Raw genomic sequence first — 24,331 nt, 5'->3', positions numbered from 1 at the left:
GCGCAGCGTTGAGGTCGCTGTGGGGCAACCCGTGGAAGTTCGAGTCTTCTCGACCGCACCAAATACCCGGCTTCGGCCGGTTTTTTGTTTCAAATCCATGTTTAGCTTCCCCGTTCTGGCACGCCCTGATCGGCGGCATCGTGTTGCCTTCTGGCAATCTGAGTCTCGCTCGTTTCGCGCTGAGTTGGCCGACGGCACTCTTTTTCCACAGCCGTTAGAAAATGGCTTGGGCCGCCCTTTGATGTTAAGATTTGCGCGGCGGTTCAACGTGAAGGGTGGCACGACCGCCACGCGTGTCGAAGCCTTGGCTGTGCGGGAGGTTCCTTTGTCCGGCGATCTCAAGACTGCTGCCGATGCAATCCTCAATGCCGCGGTCGCTTCCGCCGATGGCGTGCCAGGCGTTGTCGCAATCGCCACGGATCGCCATGGCAATTTTTACGCGGGCGCCACCGGAAAGCGCTCTTTGGCTGGCGCGACGGATATGACCATCGACAGCGTCTTTGCGATCTTCTCGATGACGAAGGCGATCACGGCGACGGTCTGCCTGCAATTGGTCGAGGAGGGCAAGCTCGATCTCGACGCTCCCGCCAGGCAATACGCGCCCGAAATCGGCACGCTGCAGGTGATCGAGGGGTTTGACCTCGCGGGGAATCCGAAACTCCGCCCGCCCAAACGGGACATCACCACGCGCATGCTGCTCCTGCACACGGCCGGTTTTGGCTACGATTTTTTCAACGAGACCTATGCCCGGTTGGCGCGGCAACATGGACAGCCGAGCGTGATCACCGCGTCCCATGCATCCATCCGGACGCCTTTGCTCTTCGATCCCGGCGACGACTGGGAATATGGGAGCAGCCTGGACTGGGCCGGGCAGGTCGTGGAGGGCATCACCGGCAAGCGGCTTGGCGCTGTGATGGCGGAACGCATCCTCCAGCCGCTTGGTATGGAGGACACCGGCTTTGCAATGACCGCATCCATGACATCCCGCGTGGTTACCTTGCACCAAAGGGACGATGCCGGACGTTTGTCGCCGTTGCCTGATTTCAGGCTCCCGCAGGCCCCGGAGGTCCAGATGGGCGGGCACGGTCTCTATTCGACGGCCGTCGACTACGCCAAATTTATCCGCATGTGGCTCAACGACGGGATGTCACCCGGCGGTCGCGTCCTGAAGGCCGAAACCGTCGAAATGGCGGCAAGGAACGGCCTCGGAGAAAGGAAGATCAAGAAGCTTCCGGGGGTGATAAAAAGCCTGTCGCACGACGCCGAATTTTTCCCCGGCATGCCCAAGTCCTGGGGGATAAGCTTCATGATCAACGATGAAGCAGCACCGACGGGGCGGCCAGCCGGTGCGTTAGCCTGGGCGGGGCTTGCGAACCTCTACTACTGGATAGACCGCCAAAACGGTCTCGGTGGCCTGTGGGCGACACAAATACTGCCCTTTGCCGATCCCGCTTCGTTCGGGAGCTATCTCGATTTCGAAACGGCGGTGTACGCGGCTCGAAATACATAGCGGCGACGGGCGACAGAGGTCGCTGCGCCCGTACGCCCTGATCCGTGTCAGTTGTTGCCGGCAGGTCCGCTCTGGTCCATGCGGCGGCGGACGAGCTTGTAGGTGCGGTCGGGCTGAACCTCGTAGGTCTCGTAGACCATCTGGCCTTCATACATGAAGCGGTTCTGGATCATGGCGCCCGGTGAGGCCTGTGTCTTCCTGTTGGCCGCGTTCTCGCCATAGGTCAGGCTCTGGGGCAGGGGCTCGAGATCTTGCTGGGCGCTGTTGCAGCCGGCGAGCGCGAGGAGGCCGATGAGGGCGAGATAGGTCGGTTTCATGGTTCGGTCCTTGGTGATTATGACGTGATGTTGCGAGCAGGGAATCGGTGCGCTAGCCGCGCGCCTGCTCCCTGGTCAGCTTTTCGAACTTCTTGATGGCGCGGTCGCGCTTCAGGCGCGAGAGCCGTTGTGTCCAGAAGATGCCGTCGAGCTGGTCGATTTCGTGCTGCAGGCAGGTGGCCATGAAGCCGTCGGCTTCCTCGTCGATCGTCTCGCCGCCAAGCGTCTGGTAGCGGACGCGAACGGCGCGGGGGCGCTCGACCTCTTCCAGGATGCCCGGCATCGAGACGCTGCCTTCCGTATGGGTCGCCTTCTCGTCGCTATACCAGATGACCTCCGGATTGACGAAGGTCCTGGCGCCGCTTTCGCGGTCGAGCTCGATCACCGTCACGCGCTCCAGGATGCCGATATGCGGCGCGGTAATACCGACGCCGGGGGCGCCCCGCATCGTGTCGAGAAGGTCCGCGGCCAGCGCCTCTAATGCCGCGTCGAAGCGGGTGATCGTCTCCGCCTTCCGCGTCAGCAGCGGGTTGGGAAAGCGGACAATGGGGCGAATGGCCATCAGATCTTCCTTGGCGGCGCCAAATGGGTGTTGCGCCTCCGATATCTCGACTGAAGTGCTAGCCGATCGCGCAGTCGATGTCGACTGTGTCGAGAAGCAGCCGGTTTTTCATGTATTTGCAACAGCTTGAATAAATCTGTTGTTGCGGCGCGCCCGGTGGTATCTGTGCTGTGGACCTCGGCAGGGCTTTGCGCTAGCAGGCTGTAAGGCCAGAATTCCCGCCCATGGCGGCGGATGAGGGTGAGGCAAACGTCAGTGGACGCATTCTTTCCGGCTCGCGAGGCGGACGGCCGGGAAGCAGCAAATCGTTTCGAGGGCGCGCATGAGCAATACTGGCGACGAAGACCGCGGCTCAGAAGACGTCAAGGCCTTTGACGGCTCGGACATTTATGCCGACGACGGTTCTATCCGCTCTGATTTTCTCATGCATGTCGGCGCGGCAATCGCCGACCGCGATACGATCTATCTGCGCCAGCACGTTGCCGGCCTGCACTCGTCGGAAATGGGTGACCTGCTCGAGGCGATCCAGCCCGATCAGCGCCTGGCGCTGGTTTCGCTGCTCGGCAAGGAATTCGACCTTTCGGCACTGACGGAGGTCGACGAAGCGATCCGTCTCGATATCGTCGAGCACATGCCGAACGAACAGATCGCCGAGGCCATCGGCGAGATGGATTCGGACGATGCGGTCTACATTCTGGAAGACCTGGACCAGGAAGACCAGGACGAGATCCTGGCGAAGCTGCCGTTTACCGAACGGGTTCGCCTGCGCCGCTCGCTGGATTACCCCGAAAGCACGGCCGGCCGGCGCATGCAGACCGAGTTCGTGGCGGTGCCGCCATTCTGGACCGTCGGCCAGACGATCGACTATATGCGCGAAGACGAGGACCTGCCGGAGAGTTTCACGCAGATCTTCGTGATCGACCCGACCTTCAAGCTGCTCGGCGCCATGGACCTCGACCGCATCCTCCGAACCAAGCGTTCGGTCAAGGTCGATGCGATCATGCACGATACGAGCCATGCCATTCCGGCCGAGATGGACCAGGAAGAGGCGGCCCAGCTATTCGAGCAATACGACCTTCTTTCTGCGGCCGTCGTCGATGACAATGGCAGGCTTGTGGGCGTGCTCACCATCGATGACGTCGTCGACGTCATTCAGGAAGAAGCCGAGGAAGACTTGCTGCGCCTGAGCGGCGTCGGCGACGAAGAACTCTCGGACTCCGTCGGGGAGGCATCGCGCTCGCGCGTGCCCTGGCTGTTCATCAATTCGATGACCGCCTGCATCTCCGCTTCGGTCATCGGCCTCTTCGACGCGACGATCCAGCAGATCGTGGCTCTCGCCATCCTGATGCCGATCGTTGCGGGCATGGGCGGCAATGCCGGTTCGCAGACGATGACCGTTACCGTGCGCGCGCTCGCAACACGGGGTCTCGACATTCACAACGCGCCGCGCATCATCCGGCGTGAAGCCGGCGTTGGACTGCTCAACGGCATGATCTTCGGCACGCTGATAGGGCTTCTTGCCGGTCTCTGGTTTCAGGACCCGAACATCGGCGGCATCATCGCAACTGCGATGCTGATCAACATGATGGCTGCGGCCCTTGGCGGCATCCTCGTGCCGCTCTGCCTCGATCGCTTCGGCGCCGACCCGGCGGTCTCTTCCGCCGTCTTCGTGACGGCCATTACCGATATCACCGGCTTCTTCAGCTTTCTCGGCATCGCCACTTGGTGGTTCCATGTCACGTAACGTGGCGCGTTGTTTGACTTTTACGTCAAGGTCAACGATAGTGCATGCCCAGGAACACATGGAATGGCAGCGTGGATAAATACTATAGCATCACCGAATTGACGCGGGAATTCGGCATTTCCACGCGAACGCTGCGTTTCTATGAGGACGAGGGCCTCATCCATCCGGAGCGCCGTGGTCGCACGCGCCTGTTCCGGCCGGCCGACCGGCGGCTCATTCAGGAGATTCTGCGAGGGCGCCGCATCGGCTTCACCATCGCCGAGATCCGTGAAATCATTCAGGTCTACAAGGACCCTCCCGGCGAGCTCGGCCAGCTTCAGCTGCTGATGTCGCGCGTCGAGGAAAAGCGCGAAGAGCTGCGCCAGAAGCGCAAGGACATCGACGATACGCTGACGGAACTCGACAATGTCGAGGAAGCGTGCCTGACGCGTTTGGCCGAAATCGGCGTCGGCACCTGAAGGGTCGCTGGTTTATGTCTGGAATTTTCGAAGGGTAGCGTTCGCGCTGCCCTTTTTGCTGCGTGTATCCCTGCCGGCGCTCAGATCCAACGGCTGGTATGCCGGCAGTAGCGCTCGAATTCGAAACCGAAGCGCGACAGCAGGTGCCGCTCTTCATTGCGGATGGCAAAGAGTGTGGTCAGCATCACGGCTGCAATCGCCATGATGAAGAACCACGGATTGAGCGTCGCCAGCCCAAAGCCGATCATCATCAAGGTGTAGCCGAGATAGATCGGATTGCGCGTGAAGCGGAACGGACCGTAGGTGACCAGGCATGTGGCTGATCGGTAGGGCATGACCGCCGTATGCCGATCGAGCAGCGTTTTGACGGCCCAGAGGGCCAGCCAGATCGCAACGATAATCAGGGCGCCGCCGCTGATCCAGGGAAACCAGCCGTGGCCATGTGCCACCGGAATGGGAAAATGTCGCGCCAGTAGAAGCGCCGCAAGAGTGGCGACCCCGTAGAGAAGGGCCGGCCATGGGAAGTTCAGCGGCTTGGCACGATAGGCATTCATGTCCTAGTCCCCTGATTGCACGTTCATTGTGCATTGCTGCGCGATTCGCGCAATGCGTTCATCGCTGCTGACGTTGATCTCTCCCCTGTTCAGGCTGTCGAACAGGTTCTGTTCCACCAGACGGTCGAGGGTACAGCCGCAGAAGCTGTCGCACGGCACGGCAGGATTTCCCTGGTTGCAGGCCGCAACGCAATTGCTGCGGTAGGCTTCCTTGGGATCCGGCAGTGTCGGCGGAGAGATCAGCGAGAAGAGATAGACCAGTCCGATGAGCACGGGCTGGTGAATGAGGTATATGGCCAGACTGTGACGGCTGCCGAAGACGAGGGGCGTCATCCACAGCCGCCCCTTGCCATCTGTGGAGGGCCGGCTTGCAAGCGCGGATACCAGCCGCGCGTGGAAGAGCTTGGCGGCACCAAGGCCGAGCAGAAACGGCCCGAGCCACGGCAACAGCGGCACGTAGTCGTTGGACCGTGGCAGCGTCTCGGACAGACCGACCCACCAAAGCCAAGGCGCATCGAAGATCGGCGAGCGCAGATAGAAGGGTGCCGCGATGGCCGCGGCGGCTGCGGCGAACGAAACGACGGCAGGAAGCCTGAGGAATATCAGACCGATCAGGCTTGCCGCGGCGATCGCATGCAGGATGCCGAAAAAGATGAAGGTGTCCGGGAAGGCAAAATAGGTGGCAATCGTGATCAGCGCTGCGGCGCCGGCGATCTTGGCGAAACGGCGCAGGAACGCATTGATGCGGATCGTCGGCCATTGTCCGAGCACGAGGCTGTAGCCGGCAAGAAACAGGAAGCTGCTGGCAATTAGCCGCGCAAAAATCTTCCAGCCGCCGGTGCCGGCCGTGCCTGCTGCGACATAGCCGAAGAACTCGAGGTCCCAGACGAAGTGATAGGTCGCCATGGCAAGCAGCGCCACGCCGCGCGCGACATCGATGAAGGCGAGCCGCCTGCCTGTCGGTTTCGCCGGGGTCTCTGCTGCCGGTGCGGTCACATGGATATCGGACATGGGCATTCGCCATCCTGTTGGCGTGAGGAAGAGTGGCAGGCCTGGCTTGCGCCAGGCACGCGTCCTTGATTGCTGATGGAACGCCGCGGCTGCGATCCGCAGCCGTCCGGCGCGCCGGTTGCGCGGACTGTCAGGGTGTTGCGTCCTTGAGGAGCGCGGAACGCGCTTCCGAGAAGAACTGTCTGCGGGTCAAGACGAAGATGACGAAGACGGTGAGCGCCACGAACACGTAGGGGCTGATGAACCAGCCGAGATAGCCGATCGAAAGAAAGATCGCCCGGAGACCGGCGTTGAAGTGCTTGGCGGCAAGCACGTTCATGCGGATCGCCCGTTCGGCCGCCTTTTCCGCCGCATGTCGATCCCGCTGCATGTCGGCGGTCATCGGGATGCCACCCATCAGGATCGAGCAATAGTTGAACAGCCGGTAGGACCAGCCGAACTTGAAGAAGGAGTAGCCGAAGAGGCAGGTGAGGCCGCCGACCTTCAGCTCGAACGCCGTGCGCCCGCCATGGAAGACATAGGGCATGTCGGCAAAGATCATCTGCGCCTGTTCGGTAGCGCCGAGCAGTGCGAAGCAGCCGCCGAGCGCGAAGATGGTCGTTGAAGCGAAGAAAGCGGTGCCGGCCTGGAGCCCCGCGATGATCTGCGTATCGATCATCTTCAGGTCTCGGTTGAGGGAATTGCGGATCCAGCGGCCGCGATGCTCGTTCATGAGGCGCGTAAGACTCACGCGTTTGAAGCCGCGCGTGCCATCGGTCGCCCAGCTGAAACCCGCCCAAAGCAGGATAAACACGACAAGCGCTATGTAATCTTCGAAGGTCATACACGTGTTTTTGGCATGGCTTTTGGAAATTGCAAGGTGGCCGGGGTGGCGTCGGAATCCGCGACGCGTCAACTACTGTGATGAAATTGCGGCGGAATTTCTTCCCGGCCGTACCGACCATTTGTGCGGTTTTCACCAGGATCCTGTGTTCGGTCGCACGGGCTTGACACCTTTCCGCCACATTCCCCCATTGCGCATTTACGCTTTCTTCAATATGCATGGCCCCAGACGCGGGCGCCCACTGTGCTGCCCGCGGCCGTTGAGAGTGTTTTCGGAGACATCATGGACAATACAATTCAGAAGTCTTGCTGGGGCGTAACTGCACGCGCCGTGGCTGGTTTCGCTGGCGTTCTTGTTCTTGCTTATCTTTTCGGCGGCCTTTGATATCTAGTATCTAGAAAAGTCCACTGATTGACGGCGCGGCTTCCCAAAAGCCGCGCCGTTTTTGATTCCAGGCAACCAGTGGCGCTACCCGGAGCCCTTGCGGGAGGTCAATGTCGCACGGACGGGATCGAATGTCGGTTGACCGCCTGACGGCCTGCTATGGGATCGCTTAGGCTTCGTTCCTATATCTGCTTGCGGATCTCCTTAAATCGGCACCGATCAAGGCGTAAAATCCACCAGCAAATAAGAGGGTATCACGCCGGTTCGCATAGACTTCGAAGCGTGGTATCGAGGCAATCGTGAATGCGGTGCCGGGCGATCATGCCCGTGCGTCGCGGGTCAGTCTCCGGGGCAGGCAGCTTATGTTTCTTTCCGTCTTCGACGTGTTCAAGATTGGTATCGGGCCTTCGAGCTCGCATACGATGGGGCCGATGTCGGCCGCCAATCGCTTTCTCGATCTCATCCTTTCCGACGACTGGCCACGTCCGTCCCATGCCTCCGTTGCGGCGATCAAGGTGAGCCTGCACGGTTCGCTCGCCCACACCGGCATCGGCCACGGAACGGGCAGGGCGGTGATCCTCGGACTCGTTGGCGAACGCCCGGATCTCGTCGATCCGGATCGTATGGATGCCCTCATCGATGAGGTCGAACGCACGGGCCGCATTACACCGCCGGGTCATCCGTCCTACGAATTCCAGCCGAAGACCGATCTGGTCTTCGACAAGAAGGTGCCGTTGCCCGGCCATGCCAACGGCATGTCGTTTTCTGCCTTCGACCGTGACGGCCGGCTGCTGTTGAAGCGGATCTACTATTCGATCGGCGGCGGCTTCGTCGTGACCGACACGGAACTTGAGGCCATGCGCGCCTCGAAGAACAAAGCGACGGGCGTCAAGGTGCCGTTCCCGTTCTCCTCGGCCCAGGAAATGCTGGACATGTCTGCGCGCTCCGGCTTGACGATTGCGCAGATGAAGCGGGCGAACGAAGAGGCGACGATGTCGCCGGACGAGCTGAACGCCGGGCTCGACCGCATCTGGGGCGCCATGAGCAATTGCATCGACCGGGGCTTGAGCCAGGACGGCATCATGCCCGGCGGCTTGAAGGTTCGCCGCCGCGCCCGCTCGATCCACGACAAGCTGCAGGAGGAGTGGCGTTCCAACAAGGCCAATCCTCTGCTCGCCAACGATTGGCTGAGCGTCTACGCAATGGCGGTCAACGAGGAAAATGCCGCCGGCGGCCGCGTCGTCACTTCGCCCACCAACGGTGCCGCAGGCGTGGTGCCGGCGACGATCCGCTACTACATGCATTTCCATGACGACGCCGACCAGGAAGGCATTCGCGACTATCTGCTGACGGCTGCCGCGATCGGCGGCATCATCAAGCACAACGCCTCGATTTCCGGCGCTGAGGTCGGCTGTCAGGGCGAAGTCGGCTCGGCGTCCGCGATGGCGGCGGCGGGCCTTGCTGCCGTTATGGGCGGTACCCCCGAGCAGATCGAAAATGCCGCCGAGATTGCACTCGAACATCACCTCGGCATGACCTGCGATCCTGTGGCCGGCCTCGTGCAGGTGCCCTGCATCGAGCGCAATGCGCTTGGCGCGGTCAAGGCGGTGACGGCCGCTTCTCTGGCGCTCAAAGGTGACGGCAAGCATTTCGTGCCGCTCGACGCCTGCATCGAGACGATGCGGCAGACGGGCGTCGACATGAACGAGAAGTACAAGGAAACATCGACTGGCGGTCTTGCGGTCAACGTTGTCGAATGTTGAGGCTTTCAAGCCTCTCGAAGCCCAGACGCCGGTATATCGACCGGACGTATTGCGGTGATTGTGGATGAACGACGTCTGGCCGCTTGACCGCAACGGCCGGACGGGTGTTCAAAAAAAGCCATGTCTCTACATCTCATAAAGCTTTGCGTCGGAGCGGAATCGATCGAGGACCTGCGCGAATGGGTTTCGCGCAAGGCGATGGCGGCCATGGCCGCCGGCCTCGAGCCGCATTCGTTCCACACGACGCGCATGGTGCCCAAACGCGTGGAGGAGTTGCTGGAAGGCGGCTCGCTCTACTGGGTGATCAAGGGCAGCGTGCAGGCGCGCCAGCCGCTCATCGGCATCGAGACCTTTACCGACGGCGAAGGTATCGGCCGTTGTAATCTGCTGCTGGGCCCGGAAGTGATCGAAACCGAACTGCAGCCGCGTCGCGCGTTTCAGGGATGGCGTTACCTGACCGACAAGGACGCCCCGCGCGACCTGGCGTCGCTATCGGGCGGCGGCTCCGAGATGCCGCTCGAACTGCGGCGCGAACTGGCCGAACTCGGGCTTCTCTAGAAGTCCTATGCCGCGGGCATTTTGCTGAGCTCTTGGCAATCGAGCGGCAACCAACGCGTCCTTGAAGGTGTCGCCTGCTTTCGCACTCTTCTGCGCGCGCGAAACGGTCCTACCGAGGCCGCACCATCATCCAGCCAGAAAGCAAAAAGGCGGCCGTGGCCGCCTTTCGAACTGTGAATGTTCAGGTGATCCGCATCTTCAGCGGATGGCGCCGGTTTGGCGCCGTCACGTGAAGGTGGATGCCCGCGCGCGGCTGGGTCGAGCGCCAGGCTCGAGCTCCGTGCGTCAAAAGCATGCCGACGAGATCGCGTGTCTTGGCCTTTGATCGATTGAGGCCGAGATCGGCGATGCGCATGGCCGCCTCGTGCAGGGGGTGCAGATTGATGCGCGACGGTTTAGCCCGTCGCCCCGGCAGCGGGGTGACACCCGGAACGTTCTCGTTCATTGCCATGTTTAACCTCGTTACGCTGTACAAATCCGAGGAAGGCGGCCGGAAAACAAACACATCCGGCCGCCAAATTTCGTCGTTACTGCTGGCTGGCCCAGCAGGAGATGCCTTTCTTCTTCAAGGCCTTGCAGGCGTTGACTGCCGAATTCTGGTCATCGAAGCCGCCGAAGCGGGCGCGGTATACCTGGCCGAAGGCGACGGTGAACGGCTGCGCGTTGCGCAGTGCCTTGCCACCCTTGTCCTTGGCGTTGCCGAGCAGCGTCATGGCCTGATCCTTGTCCGGAGTGGCACCGATCTGGATCACCCAGCCCTGCGGCTGCGCCGGCATCGGCTCGGCCTTTGCGACTTCAGCAGGCTCTGCCTTGGCAACAGCCTCTGCCTTCTTCGGCACGGAATTGGTGATCTGGGTGTCGACCATCGCTGCGGTCGCAGGCTGGCGAAGCTTCAGGCTCTGCGCGTCGAGCGTGTTGGGAACGATTTTCGGAGAAAGGACAGGGTTGTCCGATGCACGCTTGTTGCCGGCATAGGCCATCTGCACGCTGCTGGCGCTTTCGCCGTTGTAGCGGAAATCCGGAACGGGACCGGTGTTGGGCAAGTCATGGCCAGTGGCGACGGCTGCGACGACCGGCGTCTCGGCAACGGGCGCTGCGGCTGCAACCTGGGTCTCTTCGGCCGGAACGGGGGTCGGCTTCGTCTCGGCAATCAGGTTGCCGTTGCCGCGACGCGATGCGTCCGGCATGTACTTCGCGACCAGGCGGCGCATCTGTGCATCGCGGCTGGCGCCCGAGGTGCCGCCCATGACGACGGCGACGATGCTACGGCCGTCGAGCTGGGCCGAGGTCACGAGGTTGAAGCCGGAAGCGCGCGTGTAGCCGGTCTTGATGCCGTCGACGCCGCGCACATTGCCGAGCAGGCGGTTGTGGTTGCCGATGGTCTGCTTGCCGAAGCGGAAGCTGCGCGTGGAGAAGTAGTCGTAATACTGCGGGAAATGCTGGCGAAGCGCGAGCCCGAGGCGGGCCTGGTCGCGTGCGGTCGTGCGCTGTTCCGGATTTGGCAGGCCGTTGGCGTTGCGGTACGTCGTGCGCGTCATGCCGAGCGCGCGCGCCTTGTTCGTCATCATGCGGGCGAAGCGTTGCTCGGAGCCGCCGAGATACTCGCCAAGTGCCGTGGAGGCATCGTTGGCCGACCGTGTAACGAGCGAAAGGATCGCCTGTTCGACGGTGATCGACTGGCCGGCGCGCACGCCGAGCTTCGACGGGGGTTCCGCGGACGCATTTTTCGAGAAGGGAATCTGCGTGGACTTGCTGATCCGACCGGCTTCGAGCGCCTCGAAGGTGAGGTAGAGCGTCATCATCTTGGTGAGAGACGCCGGATAGCGCAATTCGTCGGCATCCTCGCCATAGAGGACCTTGCCGGTCTTGGCATCGACGACGATGCCCGAATATTTGGGATTGGCGTAGGTCGACGCCGCAAAGCCGGGCAACACAAAGGCGACCGAGGCAATGGTGCCTGCCAGGACGACCCGCTTTACCATCTTTGAAAGAGCGCCGAACGGGCGCTTCGCGAGATCAAAAAAACCGGTTTGGGACACTACGCTGCTCTTTATTCTCATGTCATGGGGTTGTCCGGACGCCGCCTCCGGGAACGACCGTTCTCGAGACAGTATCGGCATAGCGTTACCAATCGGTTTATGATGAATGATTGGTTTCCGGAATCGGACGCATTCGTACAAAGACAATTCCGGTGTAGCGCAATGATGCGGTGCCTGCCTGCACCACATCAGTTGGACGAAATCAGGGCACGATTCGGCTTTTGATGAAAGCTGTAATCGCGTGGTCGATTTCCTTCCATTGCGGCAACAGTTTATTGGCGAAGCGGTAGAGCACGACGAGGTCCTTGCCGGCATGAATGTCGCGCTGGCAGTCGGCGCTGGTCGATATGGTTTGCGCATCGGATTTCAGACAGCGCACCACGTAGGGCGCCTGGCCTGTCCGCTCCGCAGTATAAAAGACTTCGCCTGCGTAGCTGGAGGCAGCTTTGGTCGCATGTAAAAGCAGTCCGTTCGGCCCGGGGGATGGAGTGCCGTCGAAGACCTGCTTGTAGATCGGCTCCACCCGACCCGACATGTCGCGGGACATCGTGCTTTGCGAAATCTGCAGGAAGATCAGATTTTCAGGCGCGTCGACGTCGTTGAAGAGGTCGCGATTTTCGTCGCTGTAACCTTCAAGGCCGGGCCATGTCAGGTAGACATCGACACGCCCGACGATCGAGGTGGCACGTTGGGCCTCGAAGCGGATCATGTTCGCCGGCAGCCGCAGATGATCCTGTCCGATGAAGATATCGTAGGGCTCCCTGCTGGCGGTGTGACCGGCCAGCGCCAGGTTTTCGCCGAACCATCTTCCCGCGAACGCGATTGCCGCCGTCAGGGCTGCGAGCACAACAACGACCGCCGTCACCCGGTAGATGAAGCGGGCCGACAGCAGCGGCCGGAGTTCCGGTTCGTCTATCCCGTTTGGAGCGTTGCTCATGGTGGCCGTCCCGTCGCGTTGGCCGCGCCCAAGTCGAGTGTCGAGCCCTTGGTTGGCGGCGGACCGAAGTGTGGCGGACGCCGCTTGCCCGACGCTGGTCGAAGACGGTTAACTTTCGATGAATGCCCTATGCCTGCGTGCGTCCGGGGAGACAAGGCCGCATAAAAAAACGGCCGGTTCCGAGGGACACGGAACCGGCCGAGGCTCGGTCTGGACGGGGAAAATGGACTGACCGAGGCCCGTTGGGAGACGTCCGCCGGGTGGCGGCTCGCCTGTGTTTCAGATCTTACTGTGTGCGAACGCTACCGACGGCAACGGTGCGGCCGTCCTGAAGCTTGACCCAGCGGCCGGAATGCTCGGTCGATTGGCGCTTGAGGTAGGTGTATTCGGTATCCGACCACAGCAGCACCTTGTTGCGCATGTTGTCGAGGATGAAGTCGCCGCGGTCGGTGCGAACGGTGAGGACGGCATGGCCGTCGCCATTCGGCTGCAGCACGACGGTGATCAGCAGGTCGGATGCGGAGAAGCCGTTTTCGATCAGCTTGCGGCGCTTCAGGAGGACGTAGTCTTCACAATCGCCGACGGTTTCCGGATAGGACCACTTCTCTTCGACGCCATGGATTTCCATGTCGGTCATCGGAGTGATCGCCTGGTTGACGTCGTAGTTGATCTCGAGAATTTTCTGCCAGCCTTCGCGGGTCAGCACCATCGGGCCGCCATCCTTGCCGTTGGAGGTGCACTCCGACGCATAGATCTTGCAGAACTCGTAGTGGCCGATCGGCGGGTTGGTGGAGCCGGTCACGACCATGTTGGCCGGAAGCGCCTGAGCCGTGCCGAAAAGGCCGCCGGTGAAAAGGACCGCAACCGCGATCAGCTTGGTGATTGTCTTGAGCATGATTGTCTCCCCGTTATGGTTCGACAATGGCACAGACGTTTTTATCGCTCGCGAACTTGCGAGCTAAAAACAAGTACAAATGAAAGTCGTATAAGAATAAAACAAGAATAGAATTTTATTTGTATTTGAACCGAATTTGAATCAAATTTTATCGATTTTAGCTCCGCCCGCTGGTGGAGACGTAATTTGTTAAGCATTTAACCCGCTGTATTTGCTTGGTTATGCGGGAAACGAGCGACTGGGCGGTGCAAAAACTGCGGCGCGGCCACGGCAGGAGATGCGTCTTTGCAGCGTCTGTACTTGCCACTTCAGGAGAGTTTTGACTTGAAATATGCGTTTTCGCTTGAATTCCACCGGAAAAATATTTGCGGACGACGAGAGCATTTTGATCGCGGCGCCGGACTTGTCTCGAAATGATCCAGGCGCGGATGCGGCGCGCTTCTGCTCGCGAATACCGCTCCGGTTGCCACCGATCATCGTGTGTCTTCGGGCTCGGGGACGTAGGGCCTAAGCGAGCACGCCTTTAGCGCGTTCTCTCGGGCGTAGCCGAGCGGAGCGATGTGGGAGCGGGGGTTCTTTGCCGCACAAAAGAAGCACGAAGACGGTTTTATGTCTGAAGGACAGTTCGGGAGATGGGGGCTAGGAGCGTTGCTCAATGCAAGGCGGGTAGCCGAAGGACGGCGCAGGCGCGCCGTTAGAGGAATTCGGTCAGTGCCTCACGGGACTGGATGCCCAAGAACTCGATGGCGCAGCCTTCCTGGAAGTGACGGACGATCCGGCCCTTCATATTTCCCAGGAGGATGGCGGTTCCGATCGGCGGGCGGTTCTCGATGTCGACGGCAGCACCGGACAGCGAAAGGTCGATGATGCGGCACGGGAACTTCTCGCCGGTGTCGAGCGTCAATTCGGTTACCGTTTTGCGCGGCGCAAGGCGATCGTGGCGGCGGTCTTCGGGCAGGCCGAGCTCATGCTTGTTGGCGATCCAGGTGAGCTGGGCCGCGAGCTTCTCGCGCTTGCGCTCGGTCGCGTTGAGCTGGATGACGAAAGCGCCATCGGCGATGCGAGACACCGTGCCTTCGAGGCGACCGACGTGATCGACATAGGCGATGATGCGTTCGCCCGCGCGCGGCTGGGCCGGCGAGGAAAGCAGGACGTCGCCGGGCGACATGTCGATGGCGGTGCACTCGAACTCGTCACGATTGGCAAGCATCAGCCGCCCCGCCAGATTCACGGAAACGCGCTGGAACGCACCTTCGTGGTGCGGTTTCGGAGCGGTATTCTGTGCGTGCTGAAACGAGAACATGATGACTCTGTGGCGACATAGCTTGGCTGGCGGAGCTTAGCCTTTTCAAGTTAATAGAAGGTTCGTCCTCCGGTTGGTCCCTGACATCATCTCGGGACAGTGGGCGCGATCAATCGCGGCGCCCGCCCTCGAGGATGCGGAGATGCCCGAACTGGCGGAATTCGCGCGAAAATGCGCCGGTGGCAGGCGATTTCGCAAAGGCATCGCTCTGTCGTTCGGTTTCCTCGTCGCGAAAAACAGCGGTCCGATCAGGGTCAAGAACCTTCATGCCCGTCGCATCGAGACATTCGATTGAGGTTGCATGCAACCAATACGGGCGGGAAAGAGGTGAGAGGGCGCCAAGGACCCGGTCACTTTCGCCTTCGCTGGAGGCAAGCGGCAAAAGCAGGGTTTCGATATCGACTTCCCGCGCGTCGGCGGTACGGCCCTTGGCCGAAAGCACGAGCGGCACACGGTGCGTCATGACCTGGCCGGTGATGCGCTGCGTTTTCGCCGCCTGGCTGCCGAGCCAGAGCATGCCGAATTGCCGCCCGCGCAGCTCCTGCCCGAAGAGGGCGCACACCTGGGTTCCCGCCAGGCGAAACGAGATGCCGGCATTGCGGTCGCGCTCGAGAATGAACAGGTTCGGCAGCAGCGTTCTGATGTCGGAAGGTTCAAGCTCGTCGCGGCGCGGAAGCTCGCGTTTCCCGCGAATGGTGTTCCAGTATCGGAAAAGCTCCGTCGTCGTATTGCTGCGCATCGCTTCTTTCATTCCATTCCTGCGGCCCGTTGTGTCCCGGTTCGAGACATCTTCGGCCATGCATTTCGGTTCTGAGGATTAAGGAGCGAAAACCGTGCCAGCCGGAAATTAAGGTTAACAAACGGTTTCCGTTGCAGTGCGCCGCCGCAACTGGCAGGGGAGGACATCACTTTACGAAGCGTTGTCTTCGGCACTTGAACTGGAGCTCGGATCTGAGCTTGGCGACCGTTCAGTTTTTGCTGGACGGTCTTTTTTTGTTTGCTTATGGCTGGTCGCCCCAACTCCAGTCCTAATTCCGGTGATGCCATGCCATCGCCGCGATCGCACAGGAATGTGTGGGCCGCATTGAGAGGAGAATACAGCAACCATGGAACGAGATCAGACGGCGACGCCACCGGAAGCAGAGCGCGACAGCGCCGCGAGCCCGGCGCGCGAGCCGGCCTTCAATCTGCCGGCGGGGCTGACTTTCATCCTGCTGTTTCTGATCGCAATCCATGTTCTGCGAACCTACGTGCTGCCGCCGGCGATCGATCAGGAGATCATCTTCAACTTCGCCTTTCTCCCGGCCCGCTACGATCACCCATTGGCCGAGCAGGGGCTTGCCTGGCTGTGGAGCCCCGTCACCTATTCCTTCCTGCATGGAAGCTGGGAGCATCTGATCTTCAACATCTTCTGGATGGTGGCCTTCGGTGCGCCGGTCGTGCGACGGATCGGCATGGGGCGTCTCGCCGTGTTCTGGTGCCTGTCGGCGGCGGCCGCAGTCGCGCTGCATACGGCGTTTCACTGGGGGGAAATGATCGTCGTCGTCGGCGCTTCCGGCGTGGTGTCGGGATTCATGGGGGCTGCCGCGCGCTTCGTCTTCTCGCCGAGCGGACGCATCAGCCGGCAGTTTGCCCATCTCAATCGCCGGCTCGACGTCGGTGAGGCGCTGGCCAACCGCTCGGTCGTGGTCTTCGCCGGTATCTGGTTCCTGACCAATTTCCTGATCGGCCTTGGCATGTTTACCCCCGGCGGAGCGGGCAGTGTCGCCTGGGAAGCGCATATCGGCGGCTTCCTCTTCGGCTTTCTGCTCTTCAGCCTTTTCGATCCGCGTGACTGACGGAGCGAAAGATCGGCGGACGGCGCTTGTGAGCGCTTGATTTCCCCAAGGCGCTGGCGCACCATTTGTTACGGTCGCCCGTGATCCAAAGACTGGGCGACCCGTGTAGGCCGGGAATCGAATGCCATCCGCGTCTGAGGAGCACGCGAGACGGCTTTCGCAAGCGGCCAGGGTACAGGTTCCATCGCCCGACCGTACCGCACGTGAGATGGCTGGACCTATCCCTGCCGACCCGGTGTTGTCGCAACGGGAGATGTGCGCATGTCAGTAAAAGCCATACTCGATGAAAAGGGCCGGAATGTCGTAACGGTCGGCCCTCAGATGACAGTCCAACAGGCTGCCATCCTCTTGCGTGACAATCATATCGGTGCGGTCGTCATCCTCGACGCGGACGATCAGATCGCAGGCATCCTCACCGAGCGCGACATCGTCGCGGCGATTGCCAAGCAGGGTTCGACCTGTCTCGAAAGGCCGGTGGCAGCGGTCATGTGGCAGAATGTCTATTGCTGCACCGAGGACATGTCGGTTCAGACCCTGATGGAAATGATGAGCAAGCTCAGGGCCCGTCACCTGCCGGTGGAAAGGAACGGCCAGCTTGCCGGCATCGTCTCGATCGGTGACGTGATCAAGCATCACATCCGCGCCATCGAGCACGAGACCGAACAGATCAAGGCCTATATCGCCGGCTGAGAGAAAAGGGCGGCATTGCGCCGCCCTCTTAATCCCCTGGGAGCCGCGAAGCACCCGTGTGTTCAGGATGCACCCTGGGCGACCGGCAAAGTGCGCCGCTGCGTATCGCGGCTTTCATGTCGGGCACGCTCCGTCAGCGAACGAGCACTTCCTGCATGCGGCGAATTTCAACCAGCCTCGCTTTTGCCTCGTGGTAGCCACGATCGATGGCTTCGCCCGCGCGATGGAATTCCGAAAGACCGATGTCGTTGAGTTTCGGGTGCAGCGCCAGGTCCGGCGGGTCGCCGGCAAGCCGGGCGCGGGAAATCCGATCCTGAATGATGTTGAAGGCCTGGACCATGACGCTGGTCATACCGAGGCGCGACTGGTGCGGCGCTTCCTTGGCGGGCGCATCCAGGGATTCAGCGCCGGCGCTGTGTTTGACGACGGCCGAGCGGCCATAGAGATCGTAGTTGAGGTTCACCGCGACGACGAGTTGCTGCTCATGGGCGCGGCACACCGAAACCGGAACCGGATTGACGAGCGCGCCATCGATCAGCAAGCGTCCATTCGCCTTAATCGGCTCGAAGATGCCGGGCAGGGCGTAGGAGGCGCGGATCGCGGTGATCAGCGATCCCTTTTCAAGCCACACCTCGTGGCCGCTGTGAACTTCCGTTGCAACAGCAATGAACGGCCTGTCGAGGCCTTCGATGCTGAGGCCTTCCAGATGCTCCTGCATGCGCTTGGTGAGCCGCAGGCCGCCGAAAAGGCCGCCGCCGCCGATGGCGAAATCAAGCAGGCCGGCGATCCGGCGTACGGTGAGGGAGCGGGCGAAGGCTTCGAGTTCGTCGAGCTTGCCGGCAAGATAGCAGCCACCGACGAGCGCGCCGATCGAGGTGCCGGCGATCATGCCGACTTCGATGCCTTCTTCGTCGAGCGCGCGCAGCACGCCGATATGGGCCCAGCCGCGCGCGGCACCGCCGCCAAGCGCGATTGCGATCTTCGGTTTTTGCGGAGGTGGCGCCGGTTCAGGTGGCGTTGTCGAAATCGATGTTCCGTCCGGTCCGGACAGATCCGTAATCTGATTGTTACGCGTAAACGTCCAATTCAACATCCGGCACCTCCAACACCGCCGAATACTCCGCAGCGCGACACGTCGATGAGAATGCGCGAAGGTCGCTGTGGCAATTCATCGCTGACTAAACTTCCAGGGGTCGGGATTGATCCTGGAGAGAGGCAATTTCATGCGCGCGTCCTGGGGAGGCTCCGCCAAGCCGGCGCCGGTGCTGGCCTTGTCCGCTTCATTGCTGAAAGACTGGCACCTTTGTCTAAGGTATATCACCGATCCCACCGACGATTGCGGCACGACCGATAAACATTGGATACAGTTTGCAATACAGTTTGGAACGAGATCGTTCCGATTGCGCCGCATCCCTGCTTAAGGATTAGGCGCCCGGTTGGTTTCCAAAATATAAATATAGCATGCACCCGCGCCAAAAAGATGCGCGATGCTTAATTTTTATCATAGATCTCGGCGGGGTCGAAGTGCCTGTGGTCGTCGGTGATTTTGACCGAGGCCTTGCCGTCTTCGGTGCCGACGGTGCGGTAGAAACAGGAGCGGCGGCCGGTATGGCAGGTCGCGTCGTGGCCGGCGACGGAAACCTTCAGCCAGATCGCATCCTGGTCGCAATCGGTGCGGATTTCCTTGACTGTCTGCAGGTTCCCGGAGCTTTCGCCCTTCTTCCAGAGGCTCTTGCGCGAGCGGCTGTAGTAGTGGGCCACGCCGGTCTCGATCGTCAGGGCCAGGGCCTCCGCGTTCATGTGGGCGACCATCAGCAACTCGCCGTCCCTGACGTCGGTGACGACGGCGGTGATCAGCCCCTTTTCATCAAAACGGGGAGTGAAGGCCGGACCGGTTTCCAGTTCGGCCTTGTCTGAGGAGGGAGCGTCGAAGGTGAGCGTCATGGAAAGGCTCCGTCTGTCGGAGCCTTACTTGAAGCCCCTGATCATCGTCATGAACCGCGCCTGCTCGGCCGGTTCCGTCTGGAAGGTACCCGTAAATGTGGTCGTCAGCGTTGTCGAGCCTTGCTTCTGCACGCCGCGCATCGCCATGCACATATGCTCGGCTTCGATCATCACGGCAACGCCACGCGGGGCGAGCGATTCGTCGATCGCCCTGGCGATCTGCGCCGTCATCGATTCCTGCGTCTGCAGTCGGCGGCCGTAAATATCGACCACGCGGGCGATCTTCGACAGGCCGAGCACGCGCCCGTTCGGCAGGTAGGCGACATGTGCCTTGCCGATGATAGGCACCATGTGGTGCTCGCAATGCGAATAGAACGGGATGTCCTTGACGAGCACCATATCGTCGTAGCCGGCAACCTCCTCGAAGGTGCGGCCAAGCACGTCTTCGGCAGCCAGATCGTAACCGCTGAAAAGCTCGCGGTAGGACTTGGCCACGCGCGCGGGCGTATCCAAAAGCCCCTCGCGCTGCGGGTCTTCGCCAGCCCAGCGCAAAAGAACGCGCACCGCTTCCTCGGCCTCCTTCTGGGTGGGGCGGCCGCTCGCATCGTCGAGCACAGGAAAATTCTTCACTATGGCATCCATAATGGCCTCTTTTAGCAATACGGGATTGCTTGACGTTTTATCTTTCGGACAACTCGCCACTGGCCATTCGCCTAACCCTGCAGGCTTGGGTTCCGTTGGCGGGCTCCGGGGCTTTCCGGTCCTGGCTTAGCAGTGCACTGGACCTTCCGGCACGGTTTCCCAAACAACAGGCGACATTGTTCCTCTTGCGGAACTGTCGCCCCAACACGACATAGCATATAGTATGGTGCCACAGAGATGAAAGAGGCGGAGCGTGTCGCGTCGTGCTTTTTTCCCGTCTACCGGAGAAAATCATGCGTCGATCACTCAAAACCGCGAAAAATCAGTCGGATCGCGTCAAATGATGGATGACATCTACAACAGCCGAATTCTCGAATTCGCCGGCAACATTCCCCGTATCGGGACGCTCGGCGATGCCGATGCGGACGCGACGGCGCATTCCAAGCTGTGCGGCTCCAAGGTGCATATCTGGCTGAAGATGGATGGCGACGTCGTCACCGATTTTGCCCATGACGTCAAAGCCTGCGCGCTCGGCCAGGCGTCGTCCTCGATCATGGCGCGCCATGTCGTCGGCGCCGGTGCTGAGGAGATCCGCCAGGCGCGCGAAGACATGCTGGCTATGTTGAAAGCGGACGGTGAGGGGCCTTCGGGCCGTTTCGAGGACATGCGCTTCCTGCGTCCGGTGAAGGACTACAAGGCGCGCCACGCATCGACCATGCTAACCTTCGATGCGGTCGTCGATGCCATCGAGCAGATCGAGGCCAGGCGACTGCTCGCGGCCGTCTGAGATGTGCGGCGAACCGAATTGCCGGCACGCTGCACATGAAAAGGCAGCGTCAGCGGTCCGTGGCCGAAACTGGTCGGGTCCCTTTCGCAAGACCCCCGGGCGGCTCTTAGGCATGGCGCTCATCCGCGCCTATCAGCTCACGCTTTCGAGCTTTATCGGCAATTCGTGCCGACACCTGCCGACCTGTTCGGAATATGGCTATGAGGCGATTGCCCGCCATGGCTTCTGGGCCGGAGGCTGGATGACGCTGTTTCGCGTGGCGCGCTGCGGGCCGGGCGGAACGCATGGTTTCGATCCCGTGCCGGAGCGGCTTGAACCGCGCCTCGTATGGTACGCGCCGTGGCGCTTTTGGCGGCCGCGGCCGAAGATTGGATGACCGCCATGCCTATGCCGATGGAGTATCGTCAGGCTTCCTTAGACTTCGAGCGCTTCCTTCTCGATGCCCGCGACTTGGCCGGGCTGCAGACGACGAACCAGGCCTATACGATGGTCCAGGCGGTACTGCAGACGTTTCGGCGCCGGCTCGATATCGAGGATGCCATTCTGTTTGCCGACATCCTGCCGCCTGTCATCCGGGCGATCTTCGTTGCCGAGTGGGACCTTGAAGAGCCGCGGCTCCCGTTTTCGGGTCGTATCGCCATGACCCGCGAGGTACAGGCGCTGCGCCCGGATCACAATATTTCCCCGGACAGCGCCATTGCAGACGTCGCTGGCGCCTTGCGTCGCAACATCGACGAGGCGAAACTCGACCGGGTGCTCGCCCGGCTGCCGGCGGGCGCAGCGGATTTCTGGCGCGCCTAACAAGGGGAATGATGAACAGCTACGTCGCCTTGCTTTACAGCATCGTTCTCGGGCCTGGCCGCCGGGTCGTCATGGCTGACCTCAAGAAGATGGCGGAAGGGCTCGGCTATCAAGCGCCGCGGACGTTGGTCGCAACGGGTAATCTGGTGTTTCAGACCGGACAAACGTCCACTCGGAACCTCGAAATGCCGCTTGAGAAGGCCTTTGCCGAGACGTTTGGCCGGCACGTCGACATTCTTGTCCGGTCGGGCGCCGATTGGCAGACGCTTGCCGCAGCCAATCCCTTCCATAAGGAGGGCGAGGCGGACGCGACGCAGGTTCATGTCCGGGTGATGCGCGAACCTTTGACGGAAGCGGCGCTCGAAGGGCTTCGGCGCTACTGCACCGCCGGCGAGCGGCTGGCGATCGTCGATGGCGATCTCTGGGTGCATTTCCCGGGCAAGGCGAGCGAATCGAAGCTGCTCGGCGCCATGACCACCAAGCGGCTGGGCATCGGGACGTTCCGCAACTGGAACACCGTGAAGGGGCTTTGCGAGATGCTGCGCAGCTAGCGTCCGCCGCAGCCTTTGCCTTTACTCACTTTCGAAAACCCTTTATCAGGCTACGGCGTGTTTCCGCGGGTCGTCCTCCGGCTCGGGGAAAAACACGCAGCAATCCAAAGCACTACAGCGATCTCTGCGCGTCTGACGGATGCGACGCTGTATCGTCAATTCACCGGCCTTGCCGGTCAACCATACCACCCGCATTCGTTGGCGGGACTGGATAGGAGATCACTATGTCGAATCCTGTTTCCCTTACATTTCCTGATGGCTCGGTGCGCGAATATCCCTTCGGCACGACCGGCCGCGACGTGGCAGAATCGATTTCGAAGTCGCTCGCCAAGAAGGCGGTTGCGATCACGCTCGACGACGAGCTGCGCGATCTGTCCGATCCGGTGACCAATGGTCGCCTCGAAATCGTCGTTCGTGACGACAAGCGCTCGCTCGAACTGATCCGCCACGATGCCGCGCACGTGATGGCGGAGGCCGTTCAGGAACTGTGGCCGGGAACGCAGGTGACCATCGGCCCGGTCATCGACAACGGCTTCTATTACGACTTTGCCCGCAACGAGCCCTTCACGCCCGACGACCTGCCGCTCATTGAAAAGCGGATGAAGGAGATCATCGCCCGCAACAAGCCTTTCACCAAGGAAGTCTGGTCGCGCGATAAGGCCCGCCAGGTGTTTGCCGACAAGGGCGAGGCCTACAAGGTCGAACTCGTCGACGCGATCCCCGAAGGGCAGGATCTCAAGATCTACTATCAGGGCGACTGGTTCGATCTTTGCCGCGGCCCGCACATGGCCTCGACCGGCCAGATCGGCACCGCCTTCAAGCTGATGAAGGTGGCCGGCGCCTATTGGCGCGGCGACAGCAACAACGCGATGCTGACCCGCATTTACGGCACCGCCTGGCACACCCAGGAAGAGCTCGACCAGTACCTGCACGTGCTCGCTGAAGCCGAAAAGCGCGACCACCGTCGCCTCGGCCGCGAAATGGACCTGTTCCATTTCCAGGAAGAAGGCCCGGGCGTCGTCTTCTGGCATGGCAAGGGCTGGCGCATGTTCCAGACGCTGGTTGCCTATATGCGTCGCCGGCTCGCCAACACCTATCAGGAAGTCAACGCGCCGCAGGTGCTCGACAAGTCGCTCTGGGAAACCTCGGGTCACTGGGGCTGGTACCGGGACAACATGTTCAAGGTGACCGTTGCCGGTGACGAGACCGACGACGAGCGCATCTTTGCGCTGAAGCCGATGAACTGCCCGGGCCATATCCAGATCTTCAAGCATGGCCTGAAGTCCTATCGCGAACTGCCGGTGCGCCTCGCCGAGTTCGGCAACGTTCATCGCTACGAGCCGTCGGGCGCCCTGCACGGGCTGATGCGCGTGCGCGGCTTCACCCAGGACGACGCGCATGTCTTCTGCACTGACGAGCAGATGGCGGAAGAATGCCTGCGCATCAACGACCTCATCCTCTCGGTCTACGAGGACTTCGGCTTCAAGGAAGTCGTGGTCAAGCTCTCCACCCGTCCGGACAAGCGCGTCGGTTCCGACGAGCTCTGGGATCGCGCCGAAAGCGTGATGACGGACGTCTTGAAGACGATCGAGGCGCAGTCGGAAGGCCGAATCAAGACCGGCATTCTGCCGGGCGAGGGCGCCTTCTACGGTCCGAAGTTCGAGTACACGCTGAAGGACGCGATCGGTCGCGAATGGCAGTGCGGCACGACCCAGGTCGACTTCAACCTGCCGGAGCGTTTCGGTGCCTTCTACATCGACAAGGAATCCGAAAAGCGTCAGCCGGTGATGATCCACCGCGCGATCTGCGGCTCGATGGAACGCTTCCTCGGCATCCTGATCGAGAACTTCGCCGGCCACATGCCGCTCTGGGTTTCGCCGCTGCAGGTCGTCGTCGCGACGATCACTTCGGAAGCCGACGACTACGGTCGCGAGGTTGCCGAACTCCTGCGTGACGCAGGGCTGACTGTAGAGACCGACTTCCGCAACGAGAAGATCAACTACAAGGTCCGCGAACATTCGGTCACGAAGGTTCCGGTCATCGTGGTCTGCGGCAAGCGCGAAGCCGAAGAGCGCTCGGTCAACATCCGCCGTCTGGGCTCGCAGGCCCAGACCGCCATGTCGCTCGACGAGGCGATTGCATCGCTTGCGCTCGAAGCCATGGCGCCGGATCTCAAGCGCAAGGCAGAAAAGAAAGCTCGGGGTTGAGACCCCGAGCACT

27 protein-coding genes are annotated in these 24,331 nt (G+C 61.3%); 12 read left to right on the top strand and 15 right to left on the bottom strand.

Annotated elements, in window-relative coordinates; all coding sequences use genetic code 11:
• Positions 1-325: 325 nt before the first annotated feature.
• Positions 326-1,510 carry a serine hydrolase domain-containing protein gene (locus ASE71_RS08895; protein ID WP_060517379.1) on the top strand — a complete coding sequence of 395 codons (1,185 nt, stop codon included), beginning with the start codon at positions 326-328 and terminating at the stop codon, positions 1,508-1,510.
• A 47-nt stretch (positions 1,511-1,557) separates the two neighbouring features.
• Here ASE71_RS08895 and ASE71_RS08890 read toward each other — a convergent pair whose 3' ends face one another.
• Both ASE71_RS08890 and ASE71_RS08885 read right to left on the bottom strand, forming a co-directional pair.
• Positions 1,558-1,827, bottom strand: a complete 270-nt coding sequence (locus tag ASE71_RS08890; RefSeq protein WP_060516830.1) for a hypothetical protein — start codon at positions 1,825-1,827, stop codon at positions 1,558-1,560.
• A 52-nt stretch (positions 1,828-1,879) separates the two neighbouring features.
• The gene (locus tag ASE71_RS08885; RefSeq protein WP_060516833.1) at positions 1,880-2,389 is read right to left on the bottom strand and encodes a peptide deformylase; all 510 of its coding nucleotides are present in this window, start codon (positions 2,387-2,389) and stop codon (positions 1,880-1,882) included.
• Positions 2,390-2,711: 322 nt separating this feature from the next.
• Between ASE71_RS08885 and mgtE the strand changes: the two genes are divergently transcribed.
• Both mgtE and ASE71_RS08875 read left to right on the top strand, forming a co-directional pair.
• Positions 2,712-4,133, top strand: a complete 1,422-nt coding sequence (gene mgtE / locus ASE71_RS08880; RefSeq protein ID WP_043624851.1) for a magnesium transporter — start codon at positions 2,712-2,714, stop codon at positions 4,131-4,133.
• Between the two features lie 71 nt (positions 4,134-4,204).
• Positions 4,205-4,591 (top strand): MerR family transcriptional regulator, encoded by a 387-nt coding sequence (locus ASE71_RS08875; RefSeq protein WP_089044566.1) that lies wholly within the window; start codon positions 4,205-4,207, stop codon positions 4,589-4,591.
• A gap of 80 nt (positions 4,592-4,671) precedes the next feature.
• Here ASE71_RS08875 and ASE71_RS08870 read toward each other — a convergent pair whose 3' ends face one another.
• The 3 genes from ASE71_RS08870 to ASE71_RS08860 all read right to left on the bottom strand — a co-directional run bounded on the left by ASE71_RS08870 (position 4,672) and on the right by ASE71_RS08860 (position 6,979).
• Positions 4,672-5,145: a methyltransferase family protein gene (locus ASE71_RS08870; RefSeq protein WP_034796004.1), complete on the bottom strand. Its 474-nt coding sequence runs from the start codon at positions 5,143-5,145 to the stop codon at positions 4,672-4,674.
• Positions 5,146-5,148: 3 nt separating this feature from the next.
• Positions 5,149-6,156, bottom strand: coding sequence for a heparan-alpha-glucosaminide N-acetyltransferase (locus ASE71_RS08865; protein WP_060517381.1), 1,008 nt, complete (start codon positions 6,154-6,156; stop codon positions 5,149-5,151).
• Positions 6,157-6,286: 130 nt separating this feature from the next.
• Positions 6,287-6,979 carry a DUF599 domain-containing protein gene (locus tag ASE71_RS08860; protein ID WP_034795992.1) on the bottom strand — a complete coding sequence of 231 codons (693 nt, stop codon included), beginning with the start codon at positions 6,977-6,979 and terminating at the stop codon, positions 6,287-6,289.
• A 746-nt stretch (positions 6,980-7,725) separates the two neighbouring features.
• Here ASE71_RS08860 and ASE71_RS08855 point away from each other — a divergent pair.
• Positions 7,726-9,126 (top strand): L-serine ammonia-lyase, encoded by a 1,401-nt coding sequence (locus tag ASE71_RS08855; protein WP_034795990.1) that lies wholly within the window; start codon positions 7,726-7,728, stop codon positions 9,124-9,126.
• 120 nt (positions 9,127-9,246) lie between these two features.
• The gene (locus tag ASE71_RS08850) at positions 9,247-9,684 is read left to right on the top strand and encodes a DUF1489 family protein (protein WP_034795986.1); all 438 of its coding nucleotides are present in this window, start codon (positions 9,247-9,249) and stop codon (positions 9,682-9,684) included.
• Positions 9,685-9,865: 181 nt separating this feature from the next.
• Here the strand turns inward: ASE71_RS08850 and ASE71_RS08845 are convergent, their stop codons facing one another.
• The 7 genes from ASE71_RS08845 to ASE71_RS08820 all read right to left on the bottom strand — a co-directional run bounded on the left by ASE71_RS08845 (position 9,866) and on the right by ASE71_RS08820 (position 15,597).
• On the bottom strand, positions 9,866-10,135 hold the full coding sequence (locus ASE71_RS08845; RefSeq protein WP_034795983.1) for a hypothetical protein: 270 nt from the start codon (positions 10,133-10,135) through the stop codon (positions 9,866-9,868).
• A gap of 76 nt (positions 10,136-10,211) precedes the next feature.
• Positions 10,212-11,744, bottom strand: coding sequence for an SPOR domain-containing protein (locus ASE71_RS08840; protein ID WP_060516837.1), 1,533 nt, complete (start codon positions 11,742-11,744; stop codon positions 10,212-10,214).
• Between the two features lie 181 nt (positions 11,745-11,925).
• Entirely contained in the window at positions 11,926-12,660 is a 735-nt protein-coding gene (locus ASE71_RS08835) for a hypothetical protein (RefSeq protein ID WP_060516839.1), read from the bottom strand.
• A 286-nt stretch (positions 12,661-12,946) separates the two neighbouring features.
• Positions 12,947-13,555 (bottom strand): transglutaminase-like cysteine peptidase, encoded by a 609-nt coding sequence (locus ASE71_RS08830; protein ID WP_034795974.1) that lies wholly within the window; start codon positions 13,553-13,555, stop codon positions 12,947-12,949.
• A 219-nt stretch (positions 13,556-13,774) separates the two neighbouring features.
• Complete coding sequence (locus ASE71_RS35680) at positions 13,775-14,032, bottom strand: hypothetical protein (protein WP_156400714.1); 258 nt, start codon at positions 14,030-14,032, stop codon at positions 13,775-13,777.
• A gap of 217 nt (positions 14,033-14,249) precedes the next feature.
• Positions 14,250-14,858: a PilZ domain-containing protein gene (locus ASE71_RS08825; RefSeq protein WP_034795971.1), complete on the bottom strand. Its 609-nt coding sequence runs from the start codon at positions 14,856-14,858 to the stop codon at positions 14,250-14,252.
• Between the two features lie 109 nt (positions 14,859-14,967).
• Positions 14,968-15,597 (bottom strand): PAS domain-containing protein, encoded by a 630-nt coding sequence (locus ASE71_RS08820; protein ID WP_244497360.1) that lies wholly within the window; start codon positions 15,595-15,597, stop codon positions 14,968-14,970.
• A 367-nt stretch (positions 15,598-15,964) separates the two neighbouring features.
• Between ASE71_RS08820 and ASE71_RS08815 the strand changes: the two genes are divergently transcribed.
• Both ASE71_RS08815 and ASE71_RS08810 read left to right on the top strand, forming a co-directional pair.
• Entirely contained in the window at positions 15,965-16,696 is a 732-nt protein-coding gene (locus ASE71_RS08815; protein ID WP_060516843.1) for a rhomboid family intramembrane serine protease, read from the top strand.
• 261 nt (positions 16,697-16,957) lie between these two features.
• On the top strand, positions 16,958-17,386 hold the full coding sequence (locus tag ASE71_RS08810; protein ID WP_034795965.1) for a CBS domain-containing protein: 429 nt from the start codon (positions 16,958-16,960) through the stop codon (positions 17,384-17,386).
• 133 nt (positions 17,387-17,519) lie between these two features.
• On the opposite strand, the gene ASE71_RS08805 is transcribed toward ASE71_RS08810, so the two are convergent.
• The 3 genes from ASE71_RS08805 to folE form a co-directional block, all read right to left on the bottom strand.
• Complete coding sequence (locus ASE71_RS08805) at positions 17,520-18,479, bottom strand: patatin-like phospholipase family protein (RefSeq protein ID WP_034795962.1); 960 nt, start codon at positions 18,477-18,479, stop codon at positions 17,520-17,522.
• A gap of 398 nt (positions 18,480-18,877) precedes the next feature.
• A complete protein-coding gene (gene hisI / locus ASE71_RS08800) occupies positions 18,878-19,330 on the bottom strand; it encodes a phosphoribosyl-AMP cyclohydrolase (protein WP_060516845.1) in 453 nt (150 codons plus the stop codon).
• Positions 19,331-19,354: 24 nt separating this feature from the next.
• On the bottom strand, positions 19,355-19,972 hold the full coding sequence (gene folE, locus ASE71_RS08795) for a GTP cyclohydrolase I FolE (RefSeq protein WP_034795957.1): 618 nt from the start codon (positions 19,970-19,972) through the stop codon (positions 19,355-19,357).
• Positions 19,973-20,312: 340 nt separating this feature from the next.
• On the opposite strand from folE, the gene ASE71_RS08790 reads away from it, so the two are divergent.
• From ASE71_RS08790 to thrS, 5 genes are all read left to right on the top strand, one after another.
• Positions 20,313-20,759 carry an iron-sulfur cluster assembly scaffold protein gene (locus ASE71_RS08790; RefSeq protein ID WP_034795955.1) on the top strand — a complete coding sequence of 149 codons (447 nt, stop codon included), beginning with the start codon at positions 20,313-20,315 and terminating at the stop codon, positions 20,757-20,759.
• Position 20,760: 1 nt separating this feature from the next.
• Entirely contained in the window at positions 20,761-21,135 is a 375-nt protein-coding gene (yidD, locus tag ASE71_RS08785) for a membrane protein insertion efficiency factor YidD (protein ID WP_060516847.1), read from the top strand.
• The gene (locus ASE71_RS08780) at positions 21,132-21,560 is read left to right on the top strand and encodes a DUF2267 domain-containing protein (RefSeq protein WP_060516848.1); all 429 of its coding nucleotides are present in this window, start codon (positions 21,132-21,134) and stop codon (positions 21,558-21,560) included. The genes yidD and ASE71_RS08780 overlap by 4 nt, the downstream gene beginning before the upstream one ends.
• Before the next feature lie 11 nt (positions 21,561-21,571).
• Positions 21,572-22,111, top strand: a complete 540-nt coding sequence (locus tag ASE71_RS08775; RefSeq protein WP_060517383.1) for a DUF1697 domain-containing protein — start codon at positions 21,572-21,574, stop codon at positions 22,109-22,111.
• Between the two features lie 224 nt (positions 22,112-22,335).
• Positions 22,336-24,318 carry a threonine--tRNA ligase gene (thrS, locus tag ASE71_RS08770; RefSeq protein WP_060516849.1) on the top strand — a complete coding sequence of 661 codons (1,983 nt, stop codon included), beginning with the start codon at positions 22,336-22,338 and terminating at the stop codon, positions 24,316-24,318.
• The last annotated feature ends 13 nt before the right edge of the window (positions 24,319-24,331 follow it).

This window comes from Ensifer sp. Root954 (assembly GCF_001429005.1).
GTDB lineage: Bacteria > Pseudomonadota > Alphaproteobacteria > Rhizobiales > Rhizobiaceae > Ensifer > Ensifer adhaerens.
The sequence above is the reverse complement of the archived record's forward strand: the minus strand, read 5'-3'. Positions and strand labels throughout refer to the sequence as shown.